This window comes from Amycolatopsis sp. NPDC051061, from assembly GCF_040682935.1.
Lineage (GTDB): Bacteria > Actinomycetota > Actinomycetes > Mycobacteriales > Pseudonocardiaceae > Amycolatopsis.
This window is the reverse complement of record NZ_JBFBBZ010000004.1, coordinates 328,552-344,929: the sequence shown is the minus strand read 5'-3', so window position 1 is coordinate 344,929 and position 16,378 is coordinate 328,552. Positions and strand designations below refer to the sequence as shown.

15 protein-coding genes and 1 rRNA gene are annotated in these 16,378 nt (G+C 72.7%); 8 read left to right on the top strand and 8 right to left on the bottom strand.

Features of this window, described 5'->3' with window-relative positions:
• Positions 1-133 precede the first annotated feature (133 nt).
• Positions 134-250, top strand: a 5S ribosomal RNA gene (gene rrf, locus AB0N03_RS08100).
• 319 nt (positions 251-569) lie between these two features.
• Here the strand turns inward: rrf and cobF are convergent.
• Positions 570-1,328 (bottom strand): precorrin-6A synthase (deacetylating), encoded by a 759-nt coding sequence (cobF, locus tag AB0N03_RS08095; protein WP_364367146.1) that lies wholly within the window; start codon positions 1,326-1,328, stop codon positions 570-572.
• A 76-nt stretch (positions 1,329-1,404) separates the two neighbouring features.
• On the opposite strand from cobF, the gene AB0N03_RS08090 reads away from it, so the two are divergent.
• From AB0N03_RS08090 to AB0N03_RS08080, 3 genes are read left to right on the top strand one after another with little or no spacing between them, the layout of a single operon-like run.
• Entirely contained in the window at positions 1,405-1,611 is a 207-nt protein-coding gene (locus AB0N03_RS08090; protein WP_364367143.1) for a heavy-metal-associated domain-containing protein, read from the top strand.
• Between the two features lie 5 nt (positions 1,612-1,616).
• On the top strand, positions 1,617-3,710 hold the full coding sequence (locus tag AB0N03_RS08085; protein WP_364367140.1) for a heavy metal translocating P-type ATPase: 2,094 nt from the start codon (positions 1,617-1,619) through the stop codon (positions 3,708-3,710).
• A 54-nt stretch (positions 3,711-3,764) separates the two neighbouring features.
• A complete protein-coding gene (locus AB0N03_RS08080) occupies positions 3,765-4,046 on the top strand; it encodes a metal-sensitive transcriptional regulator (RefSeq protein ID WP_257920172.1) in 282 nt (93 codons plus the stop codon).
• On the opposite strand, the gene AB0N03_RS08075 is transcribed toward AB0N03_RS08080, so the two are convergent.
• The 3 genes from AB0N03_RS08075 to AB0N03_RS08065 all read right to left on the bottom strand — a co-directional run bounded on the left by AB0N03_RS08075 (position 4,043) and on the right by AB0N03_RS08065 (position 6,807).
• A complete protein-coding gene (locus AB0N03_RS08075; RefSeq protein WP_364367137.1) occupies positions 4,043-4,738 on the bottom strand; it encodes a CPBP family intramembrane glutamic endopeptidase in 696 nt (231 codons plus the stop codon). The two genes, AB0N03_RS08080 and AB0N03_RS08075, sit on opposite strands and share 4 nt — an antisense overlap.
• A gap of 98 nt (positions 4,739-4,836) precedes the next feature.
• Positions 4,837-5,967 (bottom strand): M protein, encoded by a 1,131-nt coding sequence (locus tag AB0N03_RS08070; RefSeq protein WP_364367134.1) that lies wholly within the window; start codon positions 5,965-5,967, stop codon positions 4,837-4,839.
• Between the two features lie 120 nt (positions 5,968-6,087).
• Complete coding sequence (locus AB0N03_RS08065; RefSeq protein WP_364367131.1) at positions 6,088-6,807, bottom strand: MgtC/SapB family protein; 720 nt, start codon at positions 6,805-6,807, stop codon at positions 6,088-6,090.
• Between the two features lie 110 nt (positions 6,808-6,917).
• Here AB0N03_RS08065 and AB0N03_RS08060 point away from each other — a divergent pair, with 110 nt between their 5' ends.
• Complete coding sequence (locus AB0N03_RS08060) at positions 6,918-7,583, top strand: maleylpyruvate isomerase family mycothiol-dependent enzyme (RefSeq protein ID WP_364367128.1); 666 nt, start codon at positions 6,918-6,920, stop codon at positions 7,581-7,583.
• A 21-nt stretch (positions 7,584-7,604) separates the two neighbouring features.
• On the opposite strand, the gene AB0N03_RS08055 is transcribed toward AB0N03_RS08060, so the two are convergent.
• The 3 genes from AB0N03_RS08055 to AB0N03_RS08045 form a co-directional block, all read right to left on the bottom strand.
• Entirely contained in the window at positions 7,605-8,948 is a 1,344-nt protein-coding gene (locus tag AB0N03_RS08055) for a copper resistance protein CopC (RefSeq protein ID WP_364367125.1), read from the bottom strand.
• A complete protein-coding gene (locus tag AB0N03_RS08050; RefSeq protein ID WP_360685754.1) occupies positions 8,945-9,517 on the bottom strand; it encodes a hypothetical protein in 573 nt (190 codons plus the stop codon). The genes AB0N03_RS08055 and AB0N03_RS08050 overlap by 4 nt, the downstream gene beginning before the upstream one ends.
• Before the next feature lie 120 nt (positions 9,518-9,637).
• Entirely contained in the window at positions 9,638-10,327 is a 690-nt protein-coding gene (locus tag AB0N03_RS08045; RefSeq protein WP_364367122.1) for a winged helix-turn-helix transcriptional regulator, read from the bottom strand.
• Between the two features lie 247 nt (positions 10,328-10,574).
• Between AB0N03_RS08045 and AB0N03_RS08040 the strand changes: the two genes are divergently transcribed.
• The 3 genes from AB0N03_RS08040 (at position 10,575) to AB0N03_RS08030 (ending at position 15,686) form a co-directional block, all read left to right on the top strand.
• Positions 10,575-12,872: a TOMM precursor leader peptide-binding protein gene (locus tag AB0N03_RS08040; RefSeq protein ID WP_364367120.1), complete on the top strand. Its 2,298-nt coding sequence runs from the start codon at positions 10,575-10,577 to the stop codon at positions 12,870-12,872.
• Positions 12,873-12,923: 51 nt separating this feature from the next.
• Positions 12,924-14,354: a SagB/ThcOx family dehydrogenase gene (locus AB0N03_RS08035; protein ID WP_364367117.1), complete on the top strand. Its 1,431-nt coding sequence runs from the start codon at positions 12,924-12,926 to the stop codon at positions 14,352-14,354.
• 108 nt (positions 14,355-14,462) lie between these two features.
• Entirely contained in the window at positions 14,463-15,686 is a 1,224-nt protein-coding gene (locus AB0N03_RS08030) for a histidine kinase (RefSeq protein WP_364367114.1), read from the top strand.
• Between the two features lie 16 nt (positions 15,687-15,702).
• Here the strand turns inward: AB0N03_RS08030 and AB0N03_RS08025 are convergent, their stop codons facing one another.
• Complete coding sequence (locus AB0N03_RS08025) at positions 15,703-16,308, bottom strand: response regulator transcription factor (RefSeq protein ID WP_191307843.1); 606 nt, start codon at positions 16,306-16,308, stop codon at positions 15,703-15,705.
• Between the last annotated feature and the right edge of the window lie 70 nt (positions 16,309-16,378).

Genomic DNA, 16,378 nt, shown 5'->3' with positions numbered 1-16,378 from the left:
GATGGAAGCACAGTAATGTGTTGTCGAGTTGACTGGTACTAATAGGCCGAGGACTTGTCTACGAAGGTGTTACGCATCCACTCTACGGTTCTGAAGCACCACGCTGGTGACAGTGTGTGTTGTTTCGTAGTGTTTCGGTGGTTTTAGCGTCAGGGAAACGCCCGGTCCCATTCCGAACCCGGAAGCTAAGCCTGATAGCGCCGATGGTACTGCAACCGAAGGGTTGTGGGAGAGTAGGACACCGCCGAACTTATTTTGAGGAAGGGCCTGGGCCCGGTTGAGACGTAAAGTCTCCCGGCCCGGGCCCTTTTTCATGCCCGCATCCACTCTGTCCGACCCTCCAGGCACGCGACCCGACCGCCTGGGTACGCGTGTCGACCCTCCCATCACGCGAGTCGACTCCCCAGTCACGCGTCTCGACCCTTCCCGCACACCGCGCCGACGTGACTCGAGCCGGAACTCGCGTGATCAGAGCCGGATCTCGCGTGATTGAAGGCGGATCTCGCGTGACTGGGCGGGCATCTCGCGTGATTGAGAGGGCATCACGCGTGATTGGCGGGTCGACACGGCTAGGCCGGGCGGCGGAGGAGGTACGTGTCCATGATCCAGCCGTGACGTTCTCGGGCCTCGGCCCGCACCGAGCGGATCTGGGTGGCGAGCGCCGGCGTGAGCGGGCCCGAAAGCAGGATTTCGTCCGGCGTGCCCACGTACGCGCCCCAGTAGATGTGCAGGCCCTCGGAAGCGAAACGGTCGAACGTCGTGTGGGCGTCCAGGAGGACGAACACGTCGTCGACGCCGGAAGGCCAGCCCGAAGCCAGCCGGCGGCCCGTCGTCAGCTGGACCGACCGGCCGATCTGGTTCATCGTCGTCCGGTGGCGGGCCACCAGGGCCGAGATGCTGCTGATCCCCGGGATCACCTCGTACTCGAACTCCACGTTCCCGCGCGCCAGCACCGCCTCGATCAGCGCGATCGTGCTGTCGTACAGCGACGGGTCGCCCCACACCAGGAACGCGCCCGTCGAGCCGTCCGGCAGCTCCGAGAGAATCAGCCGCTCGTACACCGCCGCCCGCGCCGCGTGCCAGTCGGCCACCGCCGCGCGGTAGTCGTCCGGCGTACGGTCCCGGGGTGGATCCGCGACGAGCACCATGCGGTAAGGGCGCGTCACGAACCGGTCGAGGATCTCCTGGCGCAACCGCACCAGGTCGGCCTTCTCGGCACCCTTGTCGAGTACGAAGAACACGTCGACGCGGTTGAGGCGGTCGATCGCCTGCACCGTGAGGTGCTCCGGGTCACCGGCCCCGATCCCGATCGCGTAGAGCTTGCGCATGGCGCGATTCTGACGGGGCCATGAGTGAACCCCTACCCCCGATGGGTATAAAGGAGGGGAACGAAAGGAGCTGCTGATGACCGAGGCGAGCTACACCGTCGAGGGCATGACCTGCGGGCACTGCGCCACGTCGGTCCGCGAAGAGGTCTCCGAGCTCGAGGGCGTCCAAAGCGTGGACGTCGACGTCGAGAGCGGCCGCGTCACCGTGACCAGTGACACCCCGCTGACCGCCGACGCCGTCGCCGCGGCCGTCACCGAGGCCGGCTACCGCCTGGTCGCCTGATCCCCATGACCACCGCGCCGTCCGCAGAAAGCGTCGAGCTCGCCATCGGCGGCATGACGTGCGCGTCCTGCGCCGCCCGCGTCGAGCGCAAGCTCAACAAGGTCGGCGGCGTGACCGCGACGGTCAACTACGCCACCGAGAAAGCGCAGGTCAGCTACCCGAACGAGCTGACGATCGACGACCTCCGGGCCGTCGTCGAAGCCGCCGGGTACTCCGCGCGGCTCCCTGAGCCCCAGGAGCCCGACGAGACGCCCACGCTGCGCAAGCGTTTGCTCCTTTCGGCGGCGCTCACGGTCCCCTTGATCGCCCTCGCGATGGTTCCGGCCTGGCAGTTCGACTACTGGCAGTGGGTCTCGCTCGCCCTCGCCGCCCCCGTCGTGACCTGGGGCGCGTGGCCGTTCCACCGCGCCGCCGCGGTCAACCTGCGCCACGTCACCGCCACGATGGACACGCTGATCTCGCTCGGCGTCGTCGCTTCGGTGGCCTGGTCGCTGTACGCCCTCTTCTTCGGCATGGCCGGCGAGATCGGCATGCGCCACGGGATGACCGGCGAGAGCCTCTACCTCGAGGTGGCCGCCGCGATCACCGCGTTCATCCTGGCCGGCCGCTACTTCGAGGCCCGCGCCAAGCGCCGGGCCGGCGCCGCCCTCCGCGCGCTCATGAACCTCGGCGCGAAGGACGTCACGGTCCTGCGAGGCGGCGAAGAGCGCCTGATCCCGGTCAAGGGCCTCCGCGAAGGCGACGTCTTCGTCGCCCGGCCCGGCGAGAAGATCGCCACCGACGGCGTGGTCACCGAAGGCGGCTCCGCGGTCGACACCAGCATGCTCACCGGGGAACCGGTGCCGGTCGAGGTCGGGCCGGGGGACGCCGTCACCGGTGCCACCGTCAACGTCGGCGGGCGGCTGTTCGTGCGTGCCACGCGCGTCGGCGAGGACACCCGGCTGGCGCAGATGGCCCGGCTCGTCGAAGCCGCGCAGAACGGCAAGGCCGAGGTCCAGCGGCTCGCCGACCGGGTCTCCGCGGTGTTCGTCCCGCTGGTCGTGCTCGCGGCGCTGGCCACGCTGGTGGTCTGGCTCGCGACCGGCGGACAGCCGGAAGACGCGTTCACCGCCGCGGTGGCCGTGCTGATCGTCGCCTGCCCGTGCGCGCTGGGCCTCGCGACGCCGACGGCGCTGCTCGTCGGCACCGGCCGAGGGGCCCAGCTGGGCATCCTCATCAAGGGCCCCGAGGTGCTCGAGAACACGCGCCGCGTCGACACCGTCGTCCTGGACAAGACCGGCACCGTCACCACCGGCCGGATGACCCTGGTCGAGGGCGACGGCGAGCCGCTCCGGCTGGCGGGCGCCGTCGAGGCCGGGTCCGAGCACCCGATCGGCCGTGCGATCGCGGACGCGGCGAGGCAGCGCTTCGGCGCGCTTCCCGCCGTGACGGAGTTCCGCAGCACCCCGGGGGTCGGCGTGACCGGCGTGGTCGAAGGACGCACCGTCAGCGTCGGGCGCGCCGAAGGCGACGGGACGACGGTCGGCGTGGCCTGGGACGGCGAGGTCCGCGGGCGCCTGGTCGTCGCCGACACGATCAAGCCGACGTCCGCCCGGGCCGTCGCCGAGCTGCGGGAGCTCGGCCTGAAGCCGATTCTGCTGACCGGCGACAACGCGGGCGCGGCCCGGGCGATCGCCGCCGAGGCGGGGATCGGCGAAGTCGTCGCCGAGGTGCTGCCCGAGGGGAAGGTCGACGTCGTCAAGCGGCTGCAGGCCGAGGGCCGCGTGGTCGCGATGGTCGGCGACGGCGTCAACGACGCGGCCGCGCTCGCCCAGGCCGATCTGGGCCTGGCCATGGGCACCGGCACCGACGCGGCCATCGAGGCGAGCGACCTGACGCTCGTGCGGGGCGACCTGCGGGTCGCCGCCGACGCCATCCGCCTGGCCCGCCGCACCCTCGCCACGATCAAGGGCAACCTGTTCTGGGCGTTCGCCTACAACGTCGCGGCGCTGCCGCTGGCCGCGCTCGGCCTGCTCAACCCGATGATCGCGGGCGCGGCGATGGCGTGCTCGTCGGTGTTCGTGGTGAGCAACAGCCTCCGGCTGCGCCGGTTCCGCTGAACCCCCGGAGGGTATAGTCGGAGGCGAGGGACGCCGACGAGGGACGGGTGTGCGATGACGGGTTACGGCACTGAACGCGAGGCCTATCTCAAGCGCCTGCGCCGGATCGAAGGGCAGATCCGCGGGCTGCAGCGCATGGTCGAGCAAGACAAGTACTGCATCGACATCCTCACCCAGGTCTCCGCGGCGACGAAGGCCCTGCAGTCGTTCTCGCTCGAGCTGCTCGACGAGCACCTGGCGACCTGCGTGGTCCAGGCGGCCGCGAACGGCGGCGAGGAAGCCGACCTGAAGGTCCGGGAAGCGTCGGACGCGATCGCGCGGCTGGTTCGTTCCTAGCGGACCAGCACGGCCAGCGTGAGGCCGCCGGCGTTCGTCGCGAAGTGCACGATCACCGACGCGAGCACCCCGCGACCCCGGTGGCGCCACCAGTGCAGGAAGATCCCGGCGACGCCCGCCGCGGCCATCGCCAGCACCTGCAGCACCACCACCGGCGTCGAGCCGAACACGGCGTGCACGGCGGCGTTGCGGCCGATCGCGAGCGCCGGGAGCGCGTGCCAGAGCCCGAACAGCGCCGATGAGCAGAGGATCGGCGGCCAGCGCCACCGCTCGTCCGACGCGCCGAACAGGCCCGGCAGCACCCCGCGGAACGCGACTTCCTCGATCAGCACCGTCCCGAACAGGATCCGGCCGCACGTCAGCCACAGCAGCTGCCCGAGGTCCGGGTCGCCGACGCGGCCGTCCTGGTAGACCGTCCGCAGCGCCGGTACGGCCAGCGCGATCCCGAACACGACCGCGACCAGCCCGGCCCCGGCCAGGCCGACCAGCGCGGGGCGGCGGAGCGTGCCGAGCCCGAGATCGGTCCAGCCGCACCCGGCGGCCCGGCCGAGGGCCACCAGGACGAGCGCGGCGACCAGCCCGCAGACGGGGTACGCCCACCCGGGCAGCACGCGGTTGGCCAGCGTGGTCGACGCGGCGAGCGTCACGACCGCCGCGACCAGCGCGAGCACCCGCCGGAGAGTCCAGGTCAAGAGACGACGTCCCGCGAGTCGGTCAGTGCCACGACCAGCGTGATCTTCGTTCGCCTCACGGTCCGATCATGGGGCCTGCCCGGCCGACGGGCAAGGGATCACCCCACGGCGTCGGTGAGGTCCGCCGGGGAGCGCCGCTGCACCGGCACTCGCTTCGACATCGGCAGGGTGGCCTCGGGATCGAACGGCGCGGGCCGGTCGTCGAGGGCGACGGCCGCGTCGGTGAGCAGGGAGCGGCAGCCGGTGAGACTCGCGTGGAGCTTGTCGCGGACCTCGGTGAGGGCGATGACCTCGCGTTCGGCGGCTTCGACCAGGGATTTGCCGTGCCGCGTCGCTTCGGTGACCAAGCGTTCGGACTCGGCTTCGGCAGTGGCGACGAGCTTCTTGGCCTTGTTCTCGGCCGCCGTGATCTGCGTCGCCGCTTTCGTCTCGGCGGTGCTGACGAGCCTCTTCGCCTTGTTTTCGGCCGTTGTGACGAGTTTTTTCGCCTTCGCCTCGGCCGTCGTGACCAGCGCTTCGCTGCGCTCGGCGGCTTCGGCGACCACCTTCGCGGCCTCGGCTTCGGCGGCCGCGAGCTTGCGCTGCCCGCTCGTCACCAGGGCCTCGTTGCGCCGGGTCGCCTCCGTGACCAGCTGGTCCGCCTTCGCGCGGGCGGCCGCTTCCTGCTCGGCCAGGTCGCGCATCGCGGCGGCACGGCGGACCGTCATCGCCCGGCTGTGGTCCTCTTCCTGCTGGGCCCGGCGGTGGGCGGCGGCCTCGTCGAGCTCGCGGCGCCGCTGCTCGGCCGCGCGCAGGAACTCCTCGTGCTCGGTGCGCCGCCGCATCGCCTCGGCCTCGGCTTCGGCGACCAGCCGGCGTTCCTTCTCCGTGAGCCGGACCGCCTCCTGCTCGGCCTCGCGCCGGGTGCGTTCGGCCGTTTCCGTTGCCCGCGCGGTGATTTCGGTCGCTTCCTCGCGGGTCAGCTCGATCATCCGGCGCGAGCGCTCTTGCAGCGCGTCCGGCTCGATGGGGATCCGGCTGATGCGGTCGATCTTCACCCGGAGTTCACGGTTGTCCTCGGCGAGCGCGCCCACGCGCTGCCGCGCGGAGTCGCGTTCGGCGGTGAGCCTGCGCATCTCGGCGTCGGCCCACGCGACGTACTCCGCGACCTGCGCGCGGTGAAAACCGCGCCACGCCAGGTCGAATCCGGGCAACGCGAGCGCCGCGTCCTCGCCACCGCCGGGGGCCATGCCTCACCTCCGAATTGGATGGTTTCTCCTCGGCCGCACGTTTTCCTTGCGGTACCGGGGAATTCCGTCTGCTCCCCAGTGTGCCGCAAACCCGCACCCGCGCGCTGCCCGGGCGGGCGATCATTCGTCGAGCGGTTCCCCGGGGCCGGTGGACGTGCTCCGGACGCCCGGCAGTTCGGCGAGTTCGGCGGCCAGGTCGTAAAGATCGCCGCGGCCGTCGAGGCGCATCGTGACGACCGCGATCCGTTGCCCCTCCTCGGAAGTCGACTCGTGGTCGACGTCGACGTGCTGCACGCTCCACCCTCGCCCGGTGCAGACGGCGAGCGCCGCGCGCAGCACGCCGTGGCCGTCGAGGTAGCTCAGCTGCACGACCGGTGGCTCGCGGCGGTGCCGCGCGACGAACCGCTGCAGCGGCGGAAAGCCGCGGGTCACCACAAAGTGCGTGATCGTCGTGCCGGCGGCGAGCACCGGCAGCCCGGCGCCGCACGCCGTGCCGACCGCGGCGGTGAGCCAGATCGTCGCCGCCGTCGTCAGGCCGCGCACGGCGTCGCGGCGGACGAAGATCAGCCCGGCGCCGAGGAAGCCGATGCCGGACACGATCTGCGCGGCGATCCGCGACGGGTCGAGCGAGACGTGGTCGCTGCTCAGGAGGTCGGCGAAGCCGTACTTCGACACGAGCATGAACACGGCCGAGCCGACGCCGACCAGGCTGTGCGTCCGCAGCCCGGCCGCCTTCATGCCGGCTTCGCGCTCGAGCCCGATGGCGACGCTGAGCACCAGCGCGAGCAGGACCGGCGGCAACAGTTCCCACTGCGCCGAGGTGGACCACAGAGTGGGCAAGATCACTACCTCCCGAGGTCGGCGGTGTCGGCACGCGGGGAGAACCGCGAGGGCCGTCACCTGGGCATACTGGGCCGGAAGCCCCGATCGTGCCAGGTGAGGTGGAGCGCGTGACAGCGAGTCGGCCGGCCCCGGACTTCGTGGGCTACCCGGAGGTGCGGCGCGGTGTCCGCGCCCTGCTGGGGTCGCGCGCCGACGTGCACCGGCGGCCGGTGCCGGCGTGTCCGGAGTGGACCGTCGCCGACCTGCTGGGCCACCTCACCGGGATCGCCGAGCGGGTGCTCGAGCGCCACGGCGGCACGGTCCCGGTTTCGACGCCATCGACGGTCCCGGAGCTGCTCGACCGCTGGGACGACGTCGGCGAGGACCTCGACCGGCGGCTCGCGGAGGCGGGCGGGCGCAGCGGCGAGATCATGGTGATGGACGCGTACACCCATGAGCTGGACCTGCGCGCGGCGCTGGGGGTGCCCCCGCCGGTCGAGCACGCGGCCTGGGCGCCGAGCTTCGAGGTGCTGGTCCGCGGGTTCTCGGGCTCGGTCGCGGGCCGCGGGCTGCCGGCCCTGCGCCTGCGCACGACGGGCGGCTCGGAGTGGACCGTGGGCACGGGCCGGCCGGTGGCGACGCTGACGGCTCCCGCGCACGAGCTGTACCGGGCGCTGGCCGGACGGCGGTCGCCGGGGCAGCTGGCGGCGCTGGAGTGGAGCGCGGCGCCGGGACCGTGGCTGCCCGCGTTCAGCTGGGGGCCGTTCACGCCGCCGAGGTCGCCGGGGGTCTAGCCCGGCCGACCCGTTCGTGCCTCAGCCGCCCGGTGGGGTGACCGTCAGCATCGCCGCCAGCGCCAGCACCACGACGCTGAGCAGCACCTCCACCGCCACCGCCTGCCGCAGACGGCGCAGGTCCGCCGTCACCGTCTTCGTCGTGCCCTCCGCCGGGCCGGTCAGGCCCCGGCGCACCGCGCGGCGCGACCGGCTCGCCACCGCCAGCAGCAGCGCGAAGCCGGCGATCTTGAGCAGGACCAGCACCCCGAACCGGGTCGTCCAGAGCGTGGACAGCGACGGCATGATCCGCAAGGCCAGCACGGCGCCGCTGATCGCGATCGCGGTCACCGCGCCCGCCGCGAGGCCGGAGAAGCGCGCCGCGACCGGGGCCAGGTCCTCGTCGGGAGCCGGGCGGTATAGGCACAGGGCCAGCTGGACCAGCCCGCCCGCCCAGACGGCGATCGCCCCGAAGTGCACGAGGTCCGCCGAGACCGAGACGAACATGATCGGGTCGGTGACCGGGTGGCCGGTGGCCGAGAACGTCAGCAGCACCAGGAAGCCGGTCACCATGGCCAGGTTCTCGTAGCGGGACCGCAGCCGGTCCGGCAGCCCGGGCCGCAGCAACCGGGGCAGCAGCACCGCCAGCGCGACGACGGCGGCCAGCCGGAGCAGCAGCAGCTTCCCGTAGGCGACGCGCAGCGTGTCCGCCAGCAGGCCGGTGTCGAAGACCGCATCGAGGTTCCGGCCGGCCGCGTACGGGCCCTGCACCACGAACGCCGCCGCGGTGGTCACGGCCACGAGGCCGATGCCCCAGCGCAGCAGCCGCCGGGCGCGGCGGTCGGTGCGGGCCGCCGGCCGGCACAGGACGGCGAACGCCAGCCCGCCGAGCAGGACGACGCCCAGGTAGGCCAGCCAGCGGACCACCGTCGACACGAAGTCGACGCCCGGGTCCGTGCCGGTCGCCGCGGACACCGCGCCAGCCGATGTCACGAGCGGTCCGGTGCCGACGACGAACGCGAACGTGCCGCGCACCGGGTGCGAGTCGGCCGAGACGAAGGCGTATTCGACGAGGTAGCTCGCGTCCGGCAGGTTCGGTTTCAGCCGCACGGCGAGCTGTTCGGCGACGTCACCGGGCTGGAACACCGGCCCGGAGTCGACCTGCGTGCCCGCGAGGTCGACGACCTTGATCGACCCGGGCTGGATGCCGACGTTCTCCGACAGCGTGACCGACACCAGGGACGGCGCCGCGCTCAGGCGGGCGCCGTCCCCGGGGGTCGACGAGACGATCTCGACGTGGGCCGAAGCCGGCGTGGCGCCGAGCACCAGCCAGCCGGCCAGGAAGGCCAGCAGGGCCAGTGCCCGCCGCGCGGACCGGCCGCTCACGAAGCGGCGAGAGCCAGCGGCTTCTGCCCGCAGACGCAGCCGGTCAGCTCACGCTCGGCGGCCGAGGCGCGCCGGTGCAGGACGACCGCCACGATCATCGGGATGGTGACGATCGTGTTGTAGAACAGGTGCAGCTCCACCCGCGGCACGAGCAGCTGGATGATGCTGGTGGGCACCTTCTGCCCGGCCAGCCGCCAGCCGGACTGCGCCTGGATGAACAGCAGCAGGTGCTCGATGTGGTGCCAGAACTGGATGCCGAGCGCGAGGTTCCACCACTGCCGCGACCGGCCGGCGAAGCCGTACCGCAGGATCCACAGGAACACCAGCATCACGAGCGCGTAGCCGTAGTGCAGCCATTCCTGCGAAATGAGCCACGGGAACGGCATCCCGAGCACTCCCCGCGCCCGCGAGGTGGGCCACCCGAGCCCGTAGATCTGCACGGCTTGGACGATGTGCTCGGCCCAGTGGGCCAGCACGATCACCATGAACACGGCGAGGGCCCGGTTGTGGTACTTCCCGTTGAGCGTCCCCAGGAAGCCGGCCGGCCGAACGAACTCGGAGGTCGACATGCAAGTGCCCCTTCTCGAAGGACCGAATCTCGGCTTTCCGACGATAAAGCTCCCGGCGGCCCGCTCCGTTACTCCGGATTGCCCAATTCGCCGGGTCGGCCGGCCGCACCCCGGGGCGGCTCAGTGCAGGGTGAGGCCGTCGGAGAGCTCCGGCTTCGGGGGGATCCGGAACAGCTTGGTGAACAGCTCCAGGTGCGCGAACGCGCCTTCGATCTTCACCCGGCCGGACGCCATCGCCTCGGCCGCGGTCAGGTTGCCGTTGACCAGGTTGATCAGCTCCGGCCCCTGCGGCTCGATGACGATGTCCGCCGAGGGGTGGTCGCCGCTGCTCACCTTCAGCGTTCCGTCGTCGATCATGGCGTGGATGATCAGCGAGTCGCTGTGGCGCAGCACGTACGTCACGTGCACGCCGCGCGCGGCTTCCTCCTGGAACGTCGTGTAGAGCGAGAGGATGGCGGCGTCGGTGGTGAAGACGTCGTCGCCCTTCGGGTAGCCGAGCGAGCGCGCGCCCCACAGCCCGAGGTCCAGCAGGATGTGGTCCAGTTCGCTGCCGTACTCGGTGAGCTCGTAGACCAGGCCGGCGTCGAGCTGCGGCAGGACGCGGCGGCGGACGACGCCGGCCTGCTCCAGCTCGTTGAGCCGGGACGACAGGATGCTCGCCGGGATGCGGGGCAGGCCTCGCTGCAGGTCCGTGAAGCGCTTCGGGCCGAGGATCAGGTCGCGGATGACGAGCATGGACCACCGCTCGCCGATGATTTCGAGAGCACGCGCCAGGCCGCAGAACTGTCCGTAGGTGCGTGTGGTCGTCATGCTCGGTCCTCACTGTGGGGCGCATCGGACGCGCGCGCACGCCCGTCGGCTAGCGCGCTCGGGATCCAGGTTGACGACCCGCTCGGCCGCCGGGCCAGTGCGGTGTGCATGCCTTCGCTGTGGATTTCACGGGAAATGCCGTGTGTTTCGCATACCCGGGCAGGTGTGCCGCGCACTGGCCGCAGGTCCGGCCGCCGGAGAAGAATCCGGTTTCTCGGATTGTGCGCACCGGCGGCAGGGAGTTGAAATGAGCGGATCGGCCGTGGAGCCCGCCTTCCACCCGTCGACGTCGCACGCGCGCGGCCGCGTGCTCGGCTTCAAACGGCACCTGCGCGCCGAGGTCAGCAACGGCAACGGCGCCTACCTGTTCTCCGAACGCGGGGTCATCGCGATGCGGGGCGCCCGCATCGAATCGCTCACGCCGCTGCTGGACGGGACGTGGGAACTGGCCGACGTGCTCGGTGCGCGGCCGGACGGGATGGCGCCCGAGGAGGTCGCGGCGCTGGTGGCCCAGCTCGTCGAGGCGGGCCTGGTGGCCGTGCGCGAGGCGGCCGGGCCCGGGGCCGACGAACGGGAGCTCGCCTACTGGGACGCGTGCGGCATCGACGCCGGCGAGGTCGCGGCCGGCGACACCCGCGGCAGCGTCCGGCTGATCGCGGTCGGCGAGGACGTCGACACGCGGCCCGTCGAGCAGGCGCTGGCGGGCGCGGCCCTCGACGTCGTCGGCGGGACCGGCGAGCCCGACCTGAGCGTGGTGCTGTGCACCGACTACCTCGACCCGCGGCTGGGCGAGGTCGACGCCGAGCACCGCCGCACCGGACGGCCGTGGCTGCTGGCGCGCCCGTTCGGCGCCCAGGTCTGGATCGGGCCGGTGCTGCGGCCGCACGAGTCGGCGTGCTGGCTGTGCCTGACCAACCGGCTGTGGGCCCACCGGCACGCCGAAGCGTGCGCCCAGGAGGTCCTCGGTCACGTCGGCCCCGCGCGCCACCCCGCCGCCGCGCTGCCGCCGCTCACCGCGGCGGCGGCCCACCTGGTGGCGCTGGAGGCCAGCAAGTGGCTGGCCGGCTACCGCCACCGCGGCCAGGAGAGCGTCTGGGTGCTCGACACCCTCAGCCTGCAGGGCGAGCTGCACGAGCTGCGCCGCCGCCCGCAGTGCCCCGGCTGCGGGGACGCCACGCTCGTGACCCAGCGGTCCGCCCGCCCGATCGAGCTGCGGGAGGCCCGGAAGGCCACCTCGGCCGGCGGGGGGCACCGCACCGCGACGCCGGCCCAGATGCTCGAGCGGTACCGGCACCTCGTCAGCCCGGTCACCGGGATCGTGAAGGCGGTCCGGCCCGACCCGGCGGCGCCGCCGTTCGTCAACGCCTACCGGTCGGGGACGAACATCGCCCGCGCCCTCACCGGCGTCGTCGGGCTGCAGGCCGGGCTGCGCGGGGAGAACGGCGGCAAGGGCGTCAGTCCCCTCGACGCCGAGGTCGGCGCGCTCTGCGAAGCGGGGGAGCGCTTCTCCGGCAACTTCCAGGGTGACGAACTGCGGATCCGGGCCTCGTTCGACGACCTCGGCGCGGAGGCGGTCCACCCCAACGACTGCATGCTGTTCGCCGAGCGGCAGTACCGGGAGCGCGCGGCCTGGAACGCGGCGCACGGACTGTTCCAGCACGTCGGCGCGCCCTTCGACACCTCGGCCGTGATCGACTGGACCCCGGTGTGGACGCTGGCGGGCCGGCGCCGCCTCCTGCCGACCGGGTTCCTGTACTACGGCGCGCCCACCGGCTGCGGGATCCGCGGCCTGCGCCCGGACTCCAACGGCGCGGCGGCCGGCAGCAGCCTCGAGGACGCCATCCTGCAAGGCACCCTGGAGCTCGTCGAACGGGACGCCGTCGCGTTGTGGTGGTACAACCGGACGCCGGTGCCGGGGGTGGATCTCGCGTCCGTCGGCGACCCGTGGCTGGAGGAGATGATCGGCGGCTACGCGGGCATCGGCCGCGAGCTGTGGGCGCTCGACGTGACCTCGGACCTCGGCGTCCCGGTGGTCGTGGCGCTCTCGCGGCGCACCGACGGGCCGCACGAGCACGTCATCTTCGGCTTCGGGGCCCACCTCGACCCGCGGATCGCCCTCCGCCGCGCGGTCACCGAGCTGAACCAGATGATCCCCGACGTGCTCCACTTCGGACACGAGCTCGACGACCCGGACGCGGCCCGCTGGCTCCGGTACGCGACGGTCGCCAACCAGCCGTACCTCCGGCCCGCCGCGGGCGTGCGGATGCGCGTCCCGGCGGACTTCCGGTTCGTCCACCGCCCGGACGTGCGCGACGACGTGGTGGCGCTGGGCCGGACGCTGGCGGCGGCCGGCACGGAACTGCTCGTGCTCGACCAGACCCGGCCCGACGTGGGGATCCCGGTGGTCAAGGTGCTCGCGCCGGGGCTGCGGCCGTTCTGGGCCCGCTACGCGCCCGGACGACTGTTCGACGTTCCGGTGCGGCTGGGCAGGCTCGCCGAGCCGACGCCGTACGAGCGGCTCAATCCGTTCCCCATCTTCCTCTAGCACCCTGGAGTGTCCCGGAAGAGCACTTCACCCCTCGCGTAGGAGCACCCGTTGACCGCCGACAGCCCGGAGGGACGCGCCGAAACGATCCGGTTGCTGTCCCTGACCGAGGACACCCTGCTCGAAGCCGCGGACGACGGGACGCTCGTCGCCATCTCCTGGTGGGGGGAGTACGAGTTCCCCGGCACGCCCGAGGAAGTCCGCGCGTCGCTCGACCGTATGGCGCTCGGCCCGGTGACCATGGCCAACCTGGCCGTGGCCGGCCAGGACGAGTCGCGGGTGTCGCTGCGGAAGGTGCTCACCCGGCTCTCCGGTTCGGTGGTGCACTCCCTCGCGCTCAACGACGGCCAGGGGCCGTTGCTGTCGGCGATCCCGGTGACGCAGAACCCCGCGTTCCCGGTCGGCCCGCTGCCGGCGGCGCGGCGCGTCCGGCTCTCGCGGTTCACCTCGCTGCGCGCCGACGGTGGCACGCTGCTCGCCGAGTCGCCGGGAGCGCGGTACAAGGTCGCCTTGTCCAGCTCGCCCGCCGTGGTGATCGCGTCGTCGCTGGCCGCGCCGAGAACGGTCGACGAGCTGGCCGGGACGGCCGGGGTGCCCTCGGCGGTCGTGGCCGACGTCCTGTCCTTCCTGGTCGCCGCCGGGGTGGTGCTGCTCGCCCGGCCCGACGGCGGGTTCGCCGAGTCCGGCGGGCCCGACCTCAGTGTCTGGTCGCCGGGCGACCTGCTGTTCCACACCCGCAGCCGGACCTGGCAGAAGGGGGCGGCGCCGGATCCGGACGCGGCTCGCGAGATGCGCGAGCCGCCCGTGGTCAAGCAGGTCACCGCGGGGCCGACGTTCCCGCTGTACCGGCCGGACCCGGCCGTGCTGGCGGCCAGGGACCCGACGCTGACCAGCCTGCTCGAGCGCGACCACACCTGCCCGGAGTTCAGCGAGCGCGCCCTGCCGGCGCGGCAGATCGGCGAGTTCCTGTTCCGGGCGGCCCGGGTCCGCTCGGTCGGCCCGGCGCACCTGCCCGGCGGCCCGGCGCACGAGGCGTCGCAACGGCCGTACTTCAGCGTCGGCTGCCTGTACGAGCTCGAGATCTACGTCGGCATCAACCGCTGCGACGACCTGACCCGCGGGATCTACCACTACGACCCGCTGTGGCACACGCTCACCCTGATCAACGACGACCTCCCGGTCCTGGACGGCCTGCTGGACATGGCGATGGTCGCCGCGGGCGGCCACGCCCGGCCGTCGGCGCTGCTGACGATGACGGCCCGCATGTCGCGGATCGCCTGGGCCCTCGGCGGGGCGGCGTACGCCACGACCCTGCTCCACGTCGGGACGCTGCAGCAGGTGTTCTCCCTCGCCGCGAAGGCCATGGGGCTGACCGCGCACGCCGTGCCCGTGGACGCCGGCGACCGCGTCGACCAGGCGCTGAAGCTGAAGTGGCCCGCCGAGGTCAGCGTCGGCGAATGTGTCCTGAACTTGCCCGGGTGAGCCTGCGGCGGGAACGCCCGGATCGCGGTTCCGGCTGTTAGATTTGCCGGGCGGACGTCTGGGGAGATTCCGCGAGGGGGCAACTGGGGGTACTGGGGAGGCGCAGCGGTGGTTTCGGCACCGAAACCGGCCGTGCCCGGAAAGCGCCGGGTCCGTCGTGGCTTCGTCCCGCGGGCGGGACCCGCGCGGCCCGGGGCCGTGGACGGTCCGGCGGGCCGCCCGTTCCCGCCGCGGCCGGGCCGGTTCGCGCACGCCGGCGGCTGCGTCGCCATCGGGCTGCTCTGTCTCCTCACCCCGCTGCAGGAGGCGGCGGACCGGGCGGTGGTCCTGGCCGCCTGCGGGTGCGGCGGGGCGCTGGTCCTGGTCCACCTGGCCGCGTTCGGGCGCGGGCGGACCCGGTTCCGTGGCACCGCGCTGGCGCTGCAGGCCGTGCTGGGCCTGGCCCCGGAGCTGGAGTTCGGCGCGGCATGGGCCGTGTTCAGCTGTTTCTTCCTGGGCAGCCTGCCGCTGGTGGCCCGGCCGCGCGTCGCCGTCCCGGTTCTGGTGCTCGTGACGGCCGGGGCCGGGGCACTGGCCGTGCGGGCCGCCGGGCCGGCGGCCGTCGCGGACGGCCTGCGAGCCGCGTTGCTCACCGCGGTGACGGCCTTCGCGGTGTTCGGGCTGGCGTGGCTCGCCGGGGCGGCCGCCCTGGACGAGGACGGCAGGCGGGAGTTCGCCGCCCAGGTGGTCGCCGAGGAACGCCGCCGGTTCTCCCGGGACACCCACGACCTGCTCGGCCTGAGCCTCTCGGCGATCACGCTTAGGGTGGAGCTGATCCGGCGCCTGGTCGACGACTGCCCGCAGGCCGCGCAGGCCGAGCTGGCCGAACTGCTCACGATCTCCCGCAAGGCGCTGGCGGACGTCCGGGCGATCGTGGCGGGGTCCCGGGAGATGTCGCTGGCGGAGGAGTGCCGGTCCGCCGCCTCGGTGCTGCGGGCGGCGGGCATCACGGTCGGCTTCGACGGGCAGCTGCCCGCCGACCTGCCGTCGCCGGTGGCGACGACCTTGGCGGCGGTCCTGCGCGAGAGCGTCACGAACGTCATCCGGCACAGCAAGGCCGCCTGGTGCGACTTCTCGGTCGTGGCGGTGGCGGGCGCGGTGCGGCTGCAGGTGGCCAACAACGGGGTCCCGCCCGCCGGCGAAGACTCGCCCGCGGGCGAGAACTGCGGCTCCGGGCTGCGGAACCTCACCTACCGCGTGGAAGCCCTCGGCGGCGAGCTGTCGGTGGGGGTGCGGCCGGACGGGACGCACCGGCTGTGCGCGGTCGTCCCGCTGCGGGCACCGGCCTGGTGAACGGCGTCCGGAGCCGTTACAGCCATTCGGCTTCGGTGGCGATCCGGATCGCGTGGACCCGGTTGCGCGCGTTCAGCTTCGTCACGGACGCGGCCAGGTAGTTGCGGACCGTTCCGGGCGACAGGAACAGGTCCGCGGCGATGTCGGCCACGTTGCGGCCGCGGGCGGCCAGCGAAAGGATCTCCAGCTCACGGGGGGTGAGCGGGCAGTCGTCGGCTTCCCAGGCGGACAGGGCGAGCTCGCTGTCGATGACGCGGCGGCCGACGGCCACCGAGCGGACCGCGTTCGCCAGCTTGTCCGAAGGCGCGTCCTTCAGCAGGAAGCCGTTCACCTTGGCGTCCAGGGCGCGGCGGACGGTGCCCGGCCGGCCGAGGCTGGTGAGGATCAGGGTGTGGCATTCCGGCAGGCTTTCGTGGATCTCGGTGGCCGCCGTCAGACCGTCCTTCCCGGGCAGATCGATGTCGATGACGGCGACGTCCGGATGGGCCGCCTTCGCCGCGGGGAGGATCTCGTCGCCGGAATCGACTTCCGCGACCACTTCGATGTCGGATTCGAGGTTGAGCAAGGCGACAAGCGCGCCGCGGACCATATCCATGTCCTCGGCCAGCAAAACTCTGATCACGGTGTGACCTCACTTCCCCCAGCAGGACGTCTCCCCGTGAGAATGGTACGCCACCGGATCCCGCCGGAAG

Bases quoted from the DNA above. Each gene is read 5' to 3' on its own strand.
- cobF (WP_364367146.1), bottom strand. From the start codon at position 1,328: ATGCGCAAGCTCTACGCGATCGGGATCGGGGCCGGTGACCCGGAGCAC.
- AB0N03_RS08090 (WP_364367143.1), top strand. From the start codon at position 1,405: ATGACCGAGGCGAGCTACACCGTCGAGGGCATGACCTGCGGGCACTGC.
- AB0N03_RS08085 (WP_364367140.1), top strand. From the start codon at position 1,617: ATGACCACCGCGCCGTCCGCAGAAAGCGTCGAGCTCGCCATCGGCGGC.
- AB0N03_RS08080 (WP_257920172.1), top strand. From the start codon at position 3,765: ATGACGGGTTACGGCACTGAACGCGAGGCCTATCTCAAGCGCCTGCGC.
- AB0N03_RS08070 (WP_364367134.1), bottom strand. From the start codon at position 5,967: ATGGCCCCCGGCGGTGGCGAGGACGCGGCGCTCGCGTTGCCCGGATTC.
- AB0N03_RS08050 (WP_360685754.1), bottom strand. From the start codon at position 9,517: ATGTCGACCTCCGAGTTCGTTCGGCCGGCCGGCTTCCTGGGGACGCTC.
- AB0N03_RS08045 (WP_364367122.1), bottom strand. From the start codon at position 10,327: ATGACGACCACACGCACCTACGGACAGTTCTGCGGCCTGGCGCGTGCT.
- AB0N03_RS08040 (WP_364367120.1), top strand. From the start codon at position 10,575: ATGAGCGGATCGGCCGTGGAGCCCGCCTTCCACCCGTCGACGTCGCAC.